The organism is Shinella sp. 1A1 (genome assembly GCF_055379515.1).
In genome coordinates this window covers 1,533,592-1,547,843 of sequence record NZ_AP039672.1, presented here as the reverse complement: position 1 = coordinate 1,547,843, position 14,252 = coordinate 1,533,592, and the positions used below count along the sequence as shown (strand labels likewise).

Sequence of the window (14,252 nt, the reverse complement as noted above, 5' to 3'; positions counted from 1 at the left end):
GACGACCTGGCGGCGACCATGGCGGCCAGGGACTACCCCGCTCCTTCGTGCGGCCCGCGTGAAGGAGCGGGGTTCCGACATCAAACGACGAGTGCCGCGTCGTGCCAGAGACGGAAACCACCCTCGAAGGCGAGGGCGTTGTCACCACGCCGGACACCGGGCGGCATTTCGTCCAGTTTTTCGACATTGCCGCCGCCGATGACGACATCGTCGGGCTCCATTGCAGCCCGCAGCCGTTCCACGACATCGAAGACGGACTTTCGCCATTTCTTCCTGCCGCGTTTTTCAAGCCCGGCTTCCCCGACATAGGCTTCGAAGCTCTTGCCTTTCCTATAGGGCAGATGGGCCAATTCCATGGGCTGCGCGACATGATCGACGATCATGGCCGCCCCCAGCCCGGTGCCGAGGCCGAGAAACAACATGCGCCCGCCCTCATAGGAGCCGATCGCCTGCATCAGCGCGTCATTGACGATCTTGACCGGCTTGCCGAAGGCGCCGGCAAAGTCGAACCCTATCCAGCCCGGACCGAGATTGCGTGGGTCGAGCACGATCCGGTTGTGGACGACAGGCCCCGGATATCCCATGGCGACAACATCGAAGCGCAAATCCTGGGCGAGCACTTTCAGTTGCGTCATCATCCGGGCAGGTCCCATGCCCGCACCCGAAGTAAACTTGCGCTCCTCGCCGCCCGAACTGGTGCGGATCTTGACATGGGAGCCGCCGATATCGACGGCGAGAACGATCTTCTGCTCGTCGCTTGCCGGCTGACTTGCCTCGGTGCATGCATCCATCGCCTCGCCCTCCGTCACGTTCCCGGATCGACCCAGCCGCCGGGCGGGCAGAAGCCCGCCATGGCTTCCTCCGGTCCCCACGTTCCCGGCTGGTAGACGGCGGGCGGCGACGGATCATCGAGCACCGGGGCAACGATGCGCCAGGCAATCTCCGAAGCATCCTGCCGGGTGAACAATTGTCGATTGCCGTTCATCGCATCGCCGATCAGCCGCTCATAGGGCTCCATTTCGTTCCTGGTATCCGTGTCGAGGGCGCTCAGTTCCACCTTTTCACCCACCATCGCATCACCGGACGCCTTGCGGCGTGCACCGATACCGATGGCTACATCGGGGCTGATGCGAAAACGCAGATAATTCGCCTCGTCACGCGCGACGGCATCGAACACGGCAATCGGCGGCTGCTTGAAACGCACCAGAACCTCCGTCGCATGCACCGGCAGGTTCTTACCGGCGCGGATATAGAAAGGCACGCCCTGCCAGCGCCAGGTATCGATCATGAAGCGCACGGCGGCAAAGGTCTCGCGCGGCGAAGCCGCCGCGACGCCCGGTTCCTGCAGATATCCATCGACCTGTCCGCGCACGACATCGTTTGCCGTCAGCGTGCGCACTGCCTTCAGGACCTGCACCTTCTCGTCGATCAGATCGTCTGCATTGTTGCCGGCCGGAGGCTCCATGGCCAGAAGCAGAATGATGTTGAGGAGATGGTTCTCGATGACATCCCGGATGCAGCCGACCTCGTCATAAAACCTGCCGCGGCCTTCCACACCGAAATTCTCGGCCATGGTGACCTGCACGCTATCGACGAAATTGCGGTTCCATACCGGTTCGAGAAAGGCATTGGCGAAGCGGAAATAGAGCAGATTCTGGATCGCTTCCTTGCCGAGATAGTGATCGATGCGGAAGATCGACGCCTCGTCGAAGACGATGTGCAGGACCCGATTGAGCCAGCGTGCCGATTGCAGATCGCGGCCAAAGGGCTTTTCCACCATCACCCTGGCGCCGGCGGCGCCGCCGGACTGTTCCAGCCCCTGCACCACCGGTTCGAACATGGATGGCGGTATCGCAAGATAATAGAGCGGCGACTTGTCGCTCGACAGCGCTTCCCTCAACCGGGTGAAGGTTGCCGGGTCGCGGTAGTCCCCGCTGACATAGTGGAGGAGATCGGCAAGTTTGCGGAACGCATCCTCGTCAACCTTGCCGTTGGCTGCCTCGATGCCGTCGCGCGCGCGTTCTGCCAGCTTCGCGCGATCCCAATCCTCCAGCGCCACGCCGATGACCGGTTCGGTCAGAACACCGCGCTTCACCATGGAGTAGAGCGCGGGAAGAATCTTCTTGTGGGCCAGATCGCCGGTTGCCCCGAACAGCACCAGAACGTCGGATCGGTGGCTGCTCATTCGTTCTCTCCCGCGGTCGGGGACTTCGGCTTTTCGACATGCCCGCCGAAAGCCAAGCGCATGGCCGAAAGAAGCTTGTCGGCATATTCGGCTTCACCGCGCGAGGAGAAGCGGTCGAACAGGGCCGTCGACAGAACGGGCGCCGGAACGCCGGTATCGATCGCGGCCTTCAACGTCCAGCGGCCTTCGCCGGAATCGGACACCCGACCGCTGAATTTCGAAAGCTCGGGATCGGCCTTAAGGGCGCCCGCGGTGAGGTCGAGCAACCAGGAACCGATGACGGAGCCGTGGCGCCACACCTCGGCGACCTCAGCCAGGTCGATGTCGAAGCGGTAATAATGCGGTTCGTCCAGCGGCGTCGTCTCGGCGTCCGCATCGCGGCTCTGCGCGCCGGCATTGGCCGCCTTGAGAATGTTCATCCCCTCGGCATAGGCGGCCATGATGCCGTATTCGATGCCGTTGTGGACCATCTTTACGAAATGGCCGGCGCCGCTCGGACCGCAATGCAGGTAACCATAGGGCGCGGTGCCCGCCGCACCCTCCGGCGCGTTGCCGGCGTCCGCACCGGGCGCCAGGGTGGCGAAGATCGGATCGAGGCGCTTCACCGCCTCATCCGGACCGCCGATCATCAGGCAATAGCCGCGGTCCAGCCCCCAGACCCCGCCGCTGGTGCCGACATCCAGGTAATTCAGGCCCTTCTTTGAGAACAGCGCGGCCTGATCGACCGCGTCGCGATAATTGGAATTGCCGCCGTCGACGATGGAATCGCCCGCCTCCATGAAATCGGCGACCGCGCCGGCGACTTTGCGCGTGATTGCGGCCGGCAGCATCAGCCAGACGACGCGGGGTTTTTGCAGCTTGCCGACGAGATCCTCGATAGAAGCCGCGCCGACGGCGCCATCCCGGGCGAGATCGGCGACGCTTGCCGGATTGATGTCATGGACGACGCATTCATGCCCGGCCTTCATCAGGCGCCGCACCATACTGGCGCCCATGCGCCCGAGGCCAATCATTCCGATCTGCATATCTTACTCCCGTGCTGGTGACGTTGAAGAGGATTGCAAAACGGCAACGGCGTAGTTCGCATTCTCCCAATGGCCTGCGTCGCGCCAGAAAAACGTGAAGACAAGGCTAGCACCAGGATCGGCATCGGCAATGGGCAAATCGACGATATGGATGCCGAACGCCTTCTCCTGTGTCTCGCTCTCGTGAACGGTCGCCCAGCCGTCGAGGCTCCAACGCACCATGGCGGCCGCCAGGACCTCGATGCGCAGGCGCTTGCCGGCGGGCAGGGAGGCGGTCTTCTGGTTGAAGCGCCATGATCGGTACGGCGATATGGTCTTGCTCCTGACATAGCGCTCGATCCCCTGTGGCGGGAGGTCGAAGACGGCGCCGTCCTTCAGCGAGCGCAACAGCTTGATGTGCTCGGAATGCGCCCAGACCAGCGGCATGGCACTGCCGGAGGCGCGGCCGTGCAACAATTCGAGATCCGGCAAGTCCTCGCCGTCCCAGACCTGCTCCGGGATCAGCCCGCCTGCATTGGCCGATCCCTCCAGCGCGCCGAGCAGACGCTCCGCCTCCTCGCGCCGCCCGGCGGCCAGTTCGTAATGCGCCCGTTCGCCGGCAAGCAGCGGCCATGGCCGGCCGGTCCCCCAGCCGTCGAAGGGCGCGCCGTCGTCATGCTCACCGTAACCATCGTCATTGTAGCGATACCAGAGCGGGCCTTGCGGCAGGTCGCAGCGCAGCAAGGCATCGATTACCGTGACCGTGTCGCGGATGCGCGGATCGTCAGCCGCCCGCAGGCCGAAACGTACCAGCGCCAGCGCATCGGGGCTGACGAGTTGGCGCACCAGCAGGCTGGAGGCCTCCGGCGGCCGGTTCTTGATGGGCACGAAGCCGTCCTTCGGCGAGGCGGCGTCGGCGGTATCCGGCGCGCCGATGCGGACATAATAGCCGGCCACGCCATGCTCCACCGCGAGAGGCGTGTTCTCGACATAGGTCCAGCGCTCGATCTGTTCATTCCAGCAATCGGCGGTCTCCCGCAGGTAGGTGGCGGCGTCCGCCTTGCCGGAAAGCGTGAGCAGGTCGGCGGCCGCCAGCAAGGCGGCGATCTCGACCGCCAGCGTGAAGGGGCTATAGCCGGCATCCTCCTCCCATCGGTCCTCGCCGGTCACCGGGCCGTTGCGAGCCACATAGGACGCGGCCTTCTCGATCATCGGCATGAAGCGCTGGAATCCCGCTTCCGGCAAATGGCCCGCACGACGCAGGGCATCGGCGAGCAGAATGGGAAAGGCGCATTCGTCCATCTGCAGGCCCGGCCAATAGGCAGCGCCGTCCAGCCAGGCATTTTGCGGCCAGTGCCCGTCGTCCTGCTGGATGGTTTCCAGATAACCGAGGATCTGCAACGCCTCTTTCGCATCGCCGGCGGCGAGAAAGCCACCCGCCGTCTCGACAAGGTCGCGTGGCCAGACAAGGTGATAGCCGCCAAGATCGTCATCCCCCTTGGCAGAACCCCAGGGAATCGAGAGGCTGGCCACCGCGGCTCCCGGAGGCTGCGACGAACGGTGCGTGGCCAGAACCGCCGTCGATACGCGATAGGGATCGAGGGCGGTGGATGGCCCGGCGCGGTCGAGCGGCACAAGCTTGGCCTGCCATTCCCGCCACTCGGAAAGATAAGCCCGTGCCGCCGTATCGAAACCCTGCGACAGGCTGGCAAGGGCGTGCTCCGCCGCTTCGTCGGGCGTATCGCCGAAGCCAAGCGCCAGGACGGCCGTGCGGGCGTCTTCGGAAAAGCCGATTTCGGCAGTGAGCGCGACATTTCCGTCTTCGGCACGCCGGAAATCGGGATCGAGGCGACCGGATGCGCGGAGCTGCTGCCAGCCATCCGAGACGCCGACATAGCCGGCGGAGCGGGCGCCCCAGGGCAGCGAGCAGGCAAGAGCAAGGCTCGTGCCGCGCCCGGTCGCGAACAGCATCGGCACGCCGCCATATTCACCGATCCAGGCGGTATTGCCCATGCCGGCATTCACCAGATGCGGCGCCAGCAGGCCGTAGGCGCGATAATCTGCAATCTTGCCCTTGAGCGGGGTAAAGGTGATCTCCTGGAGGAGGCAGGGCCGCGCCGGGTCGCTCAGGATGAGTTTCTCGATACACCAGGCATCGTCCAGAGCCTTGTTGGCGAGCCGATAGGCGGGCACGCCTTTCTCCATGGCCTCGACGTCATGGCTGGCATCACGCTTTTCTTCCCAGAAGCCGCCGTCTGCCCCGGTTACAACCAGCCCGAAATCGCGCGTGCAGGCATTGTCGGGCCTTGGATAATAGATCTCGTTCAGGATACCGTGGCTGATGGTGAACCAGAGCGGGCTGCGGAACGAGAGCGCGGTTCCGACACCGCTCTTGGCGCTTGATGTCCAGCGCGCCGCTATCCCCGGCCGCCCAGGTGCGAGTGACCCGTCCACCATCCTTCACCTCATCGCCCTTTTCGGACAAGGTTGAAACATGACCTACCCGGCGGCCTTGCGCCAGACCATGCGAAGCGCCCGGCGACGGTATTTTCGATGCCGGCATTGCGCAATCCTCGGCGGCAGGACAGATTCGGCCCGTCCGTCCCCATTTCAAGGATTCCTGCAACGTGCTGCGCAATCTCGATTTCACTTCCTGGCACAGCCTTCTGGTCACGCTGATCGGCCTGGCGCTGTTCACGCTCATCAGCATCGGCATCCGCCTTGTCATGATGGTGACGATCCAGCAGCGGCGGGAGCGGGCGAACCGACAGATCAACGAGCGCCTGCGCACCCTGATCGCCGCCTACAAGACGCTCGGCGGCTCCTTCACCGGCAATCTCGCGGTCGATCCCACCCATTTGCGCGACCTGCGCCAGAGGGCGGAGCCGCAGGCAACGGTCGAAGACGACGTCGATCTTTCTGCCAGCTCCGAGCGCAGCCGCCGCATCCGGGACGATGTGGAGGCGGCGCTTTCCGACATCATGCTGCTCGGCACCGAGGAGCAGGTCCGGCTCGCGGAAAAGGCGGTGCGTGAGCTGGTCGCCGGCCGGCCGGTGCACACCCACGATCTCGTCGTCTCCCTTCGCGCCTTCATTCGCAGCGCCCTCGATCTCGATCCGGTTCCCGCGGACCTTACCATTCCGAGGCAAGGCCCGGCCCGCCCGTCTGGCGGCAGCAGCCGGGGCAAGGCGGAACGGGGCAAGGAAGGTGCGCGCGGCGGCGGTGGCGGTGGTGGCGGCGGCATGGGTATGGGAGGTGGAGGCGGCATGGGCGGCGGGCTTGGAATGGGCGGGCACCCGGCTGACGACGAGCCGGCGCACAGACCCTGACGCTCGTCAATAGTGCGCCTGCCCTGCCAACCGGCGCTTTCAATTTGCCGCGGACTTTTCAACCAGCGCTCTTGTCACCGCCCGTTGCCGCTGGCACGGTCAGCGCGTCTGATTCACATTCCGGGAAAAGGGAAGCCCATGGCGCACAAGTTTGAAATCTACAAGGACAAGGCCGGCGAATTCCGCGTTCGCTTCAAGTACAACAGCGAGATCATGTTCTCGACGGAAGGCTATTCCAGCAAGGCCAGCGCGCAGAACGCCATCGATTCGATCAAGAAGAACGGCCCCGATGCGCCGGTCGAGGACAATACGCAGGCCTGATCCGCCGCATTTCCCGAAAGCCCGCCCCCGGCGGGCTTTCTTGTTTCAGAAGGTCGGCGGGGTGCAGGCGCTGATGACCTCACAGGGCACCGGGCCGACGCAGCGGAAGCGGTGCGGCCGGCGGCTTTCGAAATAGTAGGCATCGCCCGGACCGAGGATGCGGCGCTCGTCATCGACGGTCACTTCGAGGCGGCCGGACAGCACGATGCCGCCCTCCTCCCCCTCATGCACCAATGGCACCTTTCCGGTATCGGCGCCGGGCTGGTAGCACTCCTTCAATATCTGCAGGCTGCGGCCGAACAGGTTATCGCCGATCTGGCGGTAGGAAATGCCGCCCTTGCCGATCTCCGTCAGCTCGTCCGCCCGGTAGAACGCCTTTCGCGGGCGGTCGGGCTCGAAGGCGAAGAATTCCGCAAGGCCGATCGGGATGCCGTCGAGAATGCGCTTGAGGGCACCGACCGACGGGTTCGAGGCATTCGATTCGATCAGCGAGATGGTCGAATTGGTGACGCCGGCGCGCTTGGCGAGCTCCCGCTGGGAGAGATTGTGGGCCAGGCGCAGATGACGCAGCCTGCCTCCGATATCGACCGACATGACATTTCCTGTTTCAGATGTTCGAAATAGCGAAAACCACTCTCGCTGCATCCTTTATTTTCAAATGCTTGATGTCAATCAGAAAAGGACTTGTTCGGCATGGCAAATCATGGCGTCAATCCCTCAGCCAGAGCATTTCCACCTTCTTGCGGAAACGCTCTACCCTTTTCGTTTTTCGCAATTCCGGACGCAGAACCGCTACGCACTTTTGCCGGAATTGCTTTGGGAGGAGATCCACCATGAACGTTCACAACAAACCCAATGCCCCGGTGCTCGACAGCTACTGGATGCCGTTTACCGCCAACCGCCAGTTCAAGGCCGCGCCGCGCCTGCTCGCGAGCGCCGAGGGCATGTATTACACCAGCACCGACGGCCGCACGGTCCTCGACGGCACCGCGGGCCTCTGGTGCTGCAACGCCGGCCACGGCCGCCGGCAGATCGCCGCCGCCGTCGAGCGCCAGTTGACGCAGATGGATTTCGCGCCGTCCTTCCAGATGGGCCATCCGATCGCCTTCGACTTCGCCGAGCGGCTCGCGGAAATCGCGCCCGGCCCTGAAGGCGCGAAGCTCGACCGCGTGTTCTACACGGGCTCGGGCTCCGAATCGGTCGATACGGCCCTGAAGATCGCCATCGCCTACCAGCGCGCCATCGGCCAGGGCACGCGCACGCGCCTCATCGGCCGCGAGCGCGGCTATCACGGCGTCGGCTTCGGCGGTATCTCGGTCGGCGGCATCGTCAACAACCGCCGCGTCTTCCCGCAGCTTGCCGGCTCGGATCACCTGCGCCACACGCACGATCTTTCCAAGAACGCCTATGTGAAGGGCCAGCCGGAGCATGGCGCGGAACTGGCCGACGATCTCGAACGGCTCGTCGCCCTGCACGGCGCGGAAACCATCGCGGCCTGCATCGTCGAGCCGGTCGCCGGCTCCACGGGCGTTCTCATCCCGCCGAAGGGCTATCTCGAAAAGCTGCGCGCGATCTGCGACAGGCACGGCATCCTCTTGATCTTCGACGAGGTTATCACCGGCTTCGGCCGCCTCGGCGCCGCCTTCGCCACCGACTATTTCGGCGTGACGCCGGATCTCGTGACGACCGCCAAGGGCCTCACCAACGGCGCGATCCCGATGGGCGCGGTCTTCGCCAGCCGCAAGGTCCACGACGCGCTGATGCACGGGCCGGAAAACGCCATCGAGCTTTTCCATGGCTACACCTATTCCGGCCATCCGGCGGCCTGCGCGGCGGGCATCGCGACTCTCGACATCTATCGCGACGAGGGCCTCTTCACCCGCGGCGCCGAGCTGCAGGACGAGTGGCATGCGACGATGCATTCGCTGAAGGGCCTGCCGCACGTCATCGACATCCGCACCATCGGCCTCATCGCCGGCATCGAGCTGGCACCTCGCGAGGGCGCACCGGGCGCGCGCGCCTATGACGTCTTCGTCGACTGCTTCGAGAAGGGCCTGCTGATCCGCGTCACCGGCGATATCATCGCCTTCTCGCCGCCGCTGATCGCCGAAAAGAAGCATTTCGAGGACATCGTCTCGATCCTCGGCGATGCCCTGAAGCGGGCAGCCTGAGCTTTAATCCGCGGAAAACGCTGTTATAACTGGCCCGTATCCATACGGGCCAGTTTCATGTCAGCAGTCGCCAAGACCGAACCGAAGATCATCTTCCGGATCCAGCTCGAGCCGGAGGGGCGCATCGGCCGCGGCAAGATCGAGCTTCTCTCGCATATAAGGGAAACGGGCTCGATCTCGGCGGGCGGGCGGGCGATGGACATGTCCTATCGCCGGGCCTGGCTGCTGGTCGATGAGATGAACCGGCTGTTCCGCCAGCCGGTGGTGGAATCGCAGCGCGGCGGCAAGCAGGGCGGCGGCGCGGTGCTGACGCCCTTCGGCGAGGCGCTGATCGCGCATTACCATGCCATGGAGGAAAAGGCGCGCTTGGCGCTTGCCGAGGAGATCGGCTGGCTGGTCGCGAACCTGGCGGACTGATCCCTATTCCAGCGCCACCGTCTTGATGACGGCGTGCACCGGCAGGCCGGGCGCAAGGCCGAGCCGTTCGACGGAGAACGCTGTGATGCGGGCGCGGACGTGATCGCCGCCGCAGGCGATGCGCAGGCTCACCATGCCCTCGCCGTCCGGTTCGATGGTCTCCACCGTGCCTTCGAGGATGTTGAGCGCGGAAAGGCCCTCCGGCCGCACCGTCGCCACCATGACGTCGCGCGCCGGGATGCGCAGGCGCACCGCCTCGCCGGGCGAAACGGCAGCGCCGGGCACGAGGATCGCCGCACCGCCGTCGAGGCGGATGGTGGCAAGGCCATGCGCCGCATCGCGTGCCTCGACATGGCCGGACAGCACGCTGCCCGCCTCGCGGCGGTCGGCGGCGGAGGCAAGGCGGGGGCCGCCGAGCACGTCGGAGGCCGGCCCGACCGCCTCGACGCGGCCGCCCGTCATCAGCACGACCCGGTCGGCAAGCCGCGCGACCTCGGCGACGGAATGGCTGACATAGACGATGGGAATGCCCGCCTCGTCGCGCAGGCGCTCCAGATAGGGCAGGATCTCCGCCTTGCGCTCCTCGTCGAGCGCGGCAAGCGGCTCGTCCATCAGCAGGAGGCGCGGGGAAGCGAGCAGCGCGCGCCCGATGGCGACGCGCTGCTTCTCGCCGCCGGAAAGATTGGCCGGCTGGCGGTCGAGGAGGTCGCCGATGCCGAGCAGGCCGACGACACGATCCGGGCTTTCCGGGCGCGTGCCCTTCGGCGAGAACCAGCGGCCGTAATTGAGGTTCTGCCGGACAGTCAGGTGCGGGAAGAGCCGCGCCTCCTGGAAGACATAGCCGAAGCGGCGGCGATGGGGCGGCACGAAGATGCCGCGCGCCGTATCGACCAGCACGTCGTCGCCGAGGCGCACGACGCCTTCCGCCGGGCGCGTCAGGCCGGCGATGATGCGGATGAGCGAGGTCTTACCCGAACCGGAACGGCCGAAGAGCGCCGTGACCCCGCCATCGGAGGTGAAGGCGGCGTCGAGGGTGAAATCGCCGAGCCGGTGGCGTGCTTCGACAGCGAGGCTCATTCGAGGTTCACCTTGCGGCCGAGGCGCTGGGCGAGGATTTCCGAGGCGATGAGCGCGACCATGGAAATGGCGATGGCGACGACGGTGAGGCGCATGGCGCCGGCATCGCCGCCCGGCACCTGGGTGAAGGTGTAGATGGCCGCCGAGAGCGTCTGGGTCTCGCCGGGAATGTTGGAGACGAAGGTAATGGTCGCGCCGAACTCGCCCATGGCCTTGGCGAAGGCGAGGATCATGCCGGCGATGACACCGGGCAGGATGAGCGGCAGGGTGACGGTGAGGAAGACCCAGGCGGGGCTGGCGCCGAGCGTGCCGGCCGCTTCCTCCAGCTTGCGGTCCACCGCCTCGATGGAAAGGCGAATGGAGCGCACCATGAGCGGAAAGCCCATGACGCCGCAGGCAAGCGCCGCGCCGGTCCAGCGGAAGGAGAGCACGATGCCGAACCATTCGGCGAGCACCGAGCCGATGGGCCCGCGCCGGCCGAACAGGATGAGCAGGATGAAGCCGGTAACGACCGGCGGCAGGATCAGTGGCAGATGGACGATGCCGTTCAGAAGCGATTTGCCCCAGAAGCGGCCGCGCGCCAGCGCCAGCGCGACCAGAATGCCGAGCGGCAGGCTGACGAGCACCGCGACGGTCGAGACCCTGAGGCTCAGCCGGATCGCCGTCCATTCCTCAGCGCTCAAGGCAAACCAGTCCACGCCGTCTCCTTACTTTGCCGCCGTCCGGGTGGGGCGCCCCTCATCCGGCCTGCCGGCCACCTTCTTCTCCCCGCAAGCGGGGCGAAGGGATATGCCGCACTGGTTTCCCAAGCGTCCACCCCTGTGTCGGGCAAGTCCCCTCTCCCCGCAAGCGGGGAGAGGGTTAGGGTGAGGGGCAACCTCGCAAGGGGCATTTCCGGCCACCAAAAACGATAGGCCGACAATATCATCCCGGCCTGTCGCGAGGCTCGTCTTACTTCAGGATGGTGAAGCCCTGCTCGGTGAAGAAGGGGGCGGCCTTGTCGGACTTCAGGAAGTCGAGATAGGCGCCGGCGGCCGGGCTCTGCGATTCCGAGAGGATGGCAACCGGGTAGATGATCGGCGGATGGCTGTCTTCCGGGAAGGTGCCGACGACGGCAACGCCCGGATCGGCGGCGGCGTCCGTCTCGTAGACGATGCCGTAGGGCGCTTCGCCGCGCGAGACGAGCGCGAGCGCGGCGCGCACGCTTTCGGCGCCCGCCACCTTGCCTTCGACGGCGGACCAGACGCCGAGCTTTTCAAGCGCCGCCTTGCCGTATTTGCCGGCCGGCACGCTGTCCACCGCGCCCATGGCGAGCTTGCCGTCGCCGACGAGGCCGGCGAGGTCGAAGCCTTCCTTGATCTCGACCGTCGAGGCCTTGTCCTTCGGCGCGACGAGCACGATACGGTTGCCGAGGAGGTTGGAGCGGGTGTCGTCCTTGATCAGCTTCTTCTCGGCGACGTAATCCATCCAGGCAAGGTCTGCCGAGATGAAGAGGTCGGCGGGCGCGGCCGCCTCGATCTGCTTGGCGAGCGCCGAGCTTGCAGCATAGGAAACGGCCGTCTCGTTGCCGGTTTCCTTCTGCCACGCGGCATTGGCGGCATCGAGCGCGTTCTTGAGGCTGGCAGCGGCGAAGACGGTGACCTTCTCCGCGGCGGCGGCCGGCAGGGCGAGCGGCATGGCCGCGAAGGCGGCGACGACCAGTTTCAGAAGCAGACGACGGTTCATTCCTGTTCTCCCTTTTTCTGCCTTTGCGGCAACGTCATATCCCCTTGGATATATCGATGTTTCCGGCTTGGCCAGCGCTATATTTTCAAAAATATAGTGAAATTACCTATGGCAAATCGGCCGGAATGACCGGCCGATCGCATGGCATCGACAATGCGGGAACGAAGGGCTCAGAACAGAGCGTCGTCGAAGAGGTCCTCGTCGCTCTGGGCGGCGGCGGGCGCGGCGGGCATTTCCACCGTCGTGCCGAAGACCCGGGCGTGCACCTCCCGTTCGGAAACCATCGTATAGGTCCGGGCGATCCGGCCGCCGAGATCGGCGAGCGCTTCTTCGAGGCCGGCAGTGTCCGGCAGGTCGGGGCCGATCAGGTCGCCGACGCTCCCGGCGCAATCGGCGAGCACGTCGCCGAGTTCGGCGTTGAAATCGAGATCGGCGATGGTGCGGCCGGCCTTGGCGGAAATGTCGGCGCTGCAATCGCGCAGGGCCACCATGTCCTCCTCCATGCGGTCGCCCGCGCGGCGGATATGGTCCAGAACCTCCTCCAGCCGGGCATCGAGGGAACCATCGGCGGCATTGCCGGCCGCGCCGAGCTTGACGGCGTCGTCTTCCAGCGATTGCAGGGCGGTGAGGATGCGCTCGGCGGTCTCGTCGAGCTGCGCGGAGAAGCTGCGCAGCTCCGCCGTCACCACATTGATCGCCCGCCCTTCCTCGCCGAGCTTGCTGCAGCGCAGATTGGTGTTGAGCGCCATGTACTGGATGTCGGTGCGAACGAGCTGGATGGTCTTCACGCCCTTCAGCAGTTCCTGCACGGTCTCGACCGTGCTCGAGCCCAGCGCATTGGCCTTGCCGGCAGCCTGCTCGATATCGCGCACCACGGTGCGGGCGGCATCGATATCGGCTTCCAGCGTGCGCATGGCGCGGTCGGCGGAATGGCCATCGCCGGCATCCATGTCGCCGTAAAGCGCCATCAGGGCATCGATATCCGCGCCGAAGCTGCGGATCGTGCCGACGACGGTCCGGCATTCGCGCTCGAAGTCGCGGGCGATCTCGACGAGCTGGGCGCGCACCAGATGGCGCACCAGCGCCGTGAGCCGGCCGCCCGCATCGCCGTCCAGCGCCGCGGAAGCGAGATATTCCTCCAGGAAGGTGAAGGCGGACTGGCAGTGCTCGATGCGCTGGCGGGTGATGTCGCCGATCTGCATGGAGGAGAGCGTCGTCGCGACCTTCGTCTGCACGAGGCGCGCGGAGCTGCCGACCTTGCCGGCAAGCTGCGAGAGATGGCGGCGCTGGGCGGTGAGATCCGCCGCATTGCGCGAGAGGTTGCCGGCAATGTCCGGCACGCTGCGGCGGAAGCGCTCCAGCGCCTCCCCGCCCCCGGCGGACGCAGCGTCGATCACGCCGCCGAGCGTGCCGATCCGGGCGCCGAGCGCATTGACCTCGCTCGTGCCGAAATGGATGCGCTCGAGGATCTCTTCCGCGAAGCCCGAAAAGTCCGGGATGGCAGCGCCGGTGATCTTGGCTGTGGTGGCGAAGGTGCGGAGATACCGCAGCGTCTCCTGCATGTCCGCGATATGGGTGCCGAGCGACTTCTCCGTCACCGCGACGCCGGCAAGGCGCTGCTGGCGGGTCTCCTCGATGGCCGGCAGGGCGGTGAGCTGGTCGACCGTCGCGACCAGCCGGCCGATCGTCGCCTCGGCGGCCTCGTCGTCGAGCGATTGCGACAGGTTCTCCAGCGACGCCACCAGGCGGTTGAGCACGTCGAGGACGGCGAGCAGCACGACGCCGCCGTCGAGGAAGCGCTGTTCGATGCGGGAACGGGCCCCTTCGAGACGGGAGACGAGTTCCGCCTCGGCCGTCTGCCGCTCAATGCGGACTGCGCTCGCTGTTCCTGACACGCCATACCCCACTTTCAAGAAACCTGGCCCGACCCTAGGGCGAACAAGGTAACGCGCAGTAAATTCGCATTTTCTGATGGAGTAGAATCGGCCTCCAAATGCCCGGTTTTCGCGCCACTACCCGAAGC

13 protein-coding genes are annotated in these 14,252 nt (G+C 65.6%); 4 read left to right on the top strand and 9 right to left on the bottom strand.

What is annotated here, in order from left to right; translation table 11 throughout:
- Positions 1-80: 80 nt before the first annotated feature.
- Genes ACZ48C_RS23950 through ACZ48C_RS23935 form a run of 4 tightly spaced genes read right to left on the bottom strand, consistent with a single transcriptional unit; the run spans position 81 to position 5,646 of the window.
- The gene (locus tag ACZ48C_RS23950; RefSeq protein ID WP_464783218.1) at positions 81-791 is read right to left on the bottom strand and encodes an ROK family protein; all 711 of its coding nucleotides are present in this window, start codon (positions 789-791) and stop codon (positions 81-83) included.
- Between the two features lie 14 nt (positions 792-805).
- A complete protein-coding gene (gene zwf, locus ACZ48C_RS23945; RefSeq protein WP_464783217.1) occupies positions 806-2,185 on the bottom strand; it encodes a glucose-6-phosphate dehydrogenase in 1,380 nt (459 codons plus the stop codon).
- On the bottom strand, positions 2,182-3,210 hold the full coding sequence (gene gnd, locus ACZ48C_RS23940; RefSeq protein ID WP_464783216.1) for a phosphogluconate dehydrogenase (NAD(+)-dependent, decarboxylating): 1,029 nt from the start codon (positions 3,208-3,210) through the stop codon (positions 2,182-2,184). The genes zwf and gnd overlap by 4 nt, the downstream gene beginning before the upstream one ends.
- Positions 3,211-3,213: 3 nt before the next feature.
- Positions 3,214-5,646 carry a glucan 1,4-alpha-glucosidase gene (locus tag ACZ48C_RS23935; RefSeq protein WP_464783215.1) on the bottom strand — a complete coding sequence of 811 codons (2,433 nt, stop codon included), beginning with the start codon at positions 5,644-5,646 and terminating at the stop codon, positions 3,214-3,216.
- Positions 5,647-5,819: 173 nt separating this feature from the next.
- On the opposite strand from ACZ48C_RS23935, the gene ACZ48C_RS23930 reads away from it, so the two are divergent.
- Together ACZ48C_RS23930 and ACZ48C_RS23925 are read left to right on the top strand one after the other, a co-directional pair.
- Positions 5,820-6,518 carry a hypothetical protein gene (locus ACZ48C_RS23930; protein WP_464783941.1) on the top strand — a complete coding sequence of 233 codons (699 nt, stop codon included), beginning with the start codon at positions 5,820-5,822 and terminating at the stop codon, positions 6,516-6,518.
- Positions 6,519-6,656: 138 nt separating this feature from the next.
- Positions 6,657-6,839: a YegP family protein gene (locus ACZ48C_RS23925; protein WP_119254358.1), complete on the top strand. Its 183-nt coding sequence runs from the start codon at positions 6,657-6,659 to the stop codon at positions 6,837-6,839.
- Between the two features lie 45 nt (positions 6,840-6,884).
- On the opposite strand, the gene ACZ48C_RS23920 is transcribed toward ACZ48C_RS23925, so the two are convergent.
- Positions 6,885-7,433, bottom strand: a complete 549-nt coding sequence (locus ACZ48C_RS23920) for a cupin domain-containing protein (protein ID WP_318913295.1) — start codon at positions 7,431-7,433, stop codon at positions 6,885-6,887.
- Positions 7,434-7,672: 239 nt separating this feature from the next.
- On the opposite strand from ACZ48C_RS23920, the gene aptA reads away from it, so the two are divergent.
- The gene (aptA, locus tag ACZ48C_RS23915; RefSeq protein WP_464783214.1) at positions 7,673-9,010 is read left to right on the top strand and encodes an omega-aminotransferase AptA; all 1,338 of its coding nucleotides are present in this window, start codon (positions 7,673-7,675) and stop codon (positions 9,008-9,010) included.
- A gap of 57 nt (positions 9,011-9,067) precedes the next feature.
- The gene (locus tag ACZ48C_RS23910) at positions 9,068-9,427 is read left to right on the top strand and encodes a winged helix-turn-helix domain-containing protein (protein ID WP_454634067.1); all 360 of its coding nucleotides are present in this window, start codon (positions 9,068-9,070) and stop codon (positions 9,425-9,427) included.
- Positions 9,428-9,430: 3 nt separating this feature from the next.
- On the opposite strand, the gene modC is transcribed toward ACZ48C_RS23910, so the two are convergent.
- The 4 genes from modC to ACZ48C_RS23890 form a co-directional block, all read right to left on the bottom strand.
- On the bottom strand, positions 9,431-10,504 hold the full coding sequence (gene modC / locus ACZ48C_RS23905; RefSeq protein ID WP_464783213.1) for a molybdenum ABC transporter ATP-binding protein: 1,074 nt from the start codon (positions 10,502-10,504) through the stop codon (positions 9,431-9,433).
- Positions 10,501-11,202 carry a molybdate ABC transporter permease subunit gene (gene modB, locus ACZ48C_RS23900; RefSeq protein ID WP_203317960.1) on the bottom strand — a complete coding sequence of 234 codons (702 nt, stop codon included), beginning with the start codon at positions 11,200-11,202 and terminating at the stop codon, positions 10,501-10,503. The genes modC and modB overlap by 4 nt, the downstream gene beginning before the upstream one ends.
- 253 nt (positions 11,203-11,455) lie before the next feature.
- Positions 11,456-12,229: a molybdate ABC transporter substrate-binding protein gene (gene modA / locus ACZ48C_RS23895; protein WP_313192109.1), complete on the bottom strand. Its 774-nt coding sequence runs from the start codon at positions 12,227-12,229 to the stop codon at positions 11,456-11,458.
- A gap of 170 nt (positions 12,230-12,399) precedes the next feature.
- Positions 12,400-14,124 carry a type VII secretion target gene (locus ACZ48C_RS23890; RefSeq protein WP_464783212.1) on the bottom strand — a complete coding sequence of 575 codons (1,725 nt, stop codon included), beginning with the start codon at positions 14,122-14,124 and terminating at the stop codon, positions 12,400-12,402.
- Positions 14,125-14,252 lie beyond the last annotated feature (128 nt).

What these genes read in the sequence shown, in the direction of transcription:
- ACZ48C_RS23910 (WP_454634067.1), top strand. Translation starts at nt 9,068, where the DNA reads ATGTCAGCAGTCGCCAAGACCGAACCGAAGATCATCTTCCGGATCCAG.
- modA (WP_313192109.1), bottom strand. Translation starts at nt 12,229, where the DNA reads ATGAACCGTCGTCTGCTTCTGAAACTGGTCGTCGCCGCCTTCGCGGCC.
- ACZ48C_RS23920 (WP_318913295.1), bottom strand. Translation starts at nt 7,433, where the DNA reads ATGTCGGTCGATATCGGAGGCAGGCTGCGTCATCTGCGCCTGGCCCAC.
- modC (WP_464783213.1), bottom strand. Translation starts at nt 10,504, where the DNA reads ATGAGCCTCGCTGTCGAAGCACGCCACCGGCTCGGCGATTTCACCCTC.
- ACZ48C_RS23950 (WP_464783218.1), bottom strand. Translation starts at nt 791, where the DNA reads ATGGATGCATGCACCGAGGCAAGTCAGCCGGCAAGCGACGAGCAGAAG.
- ACZ48C_RS23935 (WP_464783215.1), bottom strand. Translation starts at nt 5,646, where the DNA reads ATGGTGGACGGGTCACTCGCACCTGGGCGGCCGGGGATAGCGGCGCGC.
- zwf (WP_464783217.1), bottom strand. Translation starts at nt 2,185, where the DNA reads ATGAGCAGCCACCGATCCGACGTTCTGGTGCTGTTCGGGGCAACCGGC.
- gnd (WP_464783216.1), bottom strand. Translation starts at nt 3,210, where the DNA reads ATGCAGATCGGAATGATTGGCCTCGGGCGCATGGGCGCCAGTATGGTG.
- ACZ48C_RS23925 (WP_119254358.1), top strand. Translation starts at nt 6,657, where the DNA reads ATGGCGCACAAGTTTGAAATCTACAAGGACAAGGCCGGCGAATTCCGC.
- aptA (WP_464783214.1), top strand. Translation starts at nt 7,673, where the DNA reads ATGAACGTTCACAACAAACCCAATGCCCCGGTGCTCGACAGCTACTGG.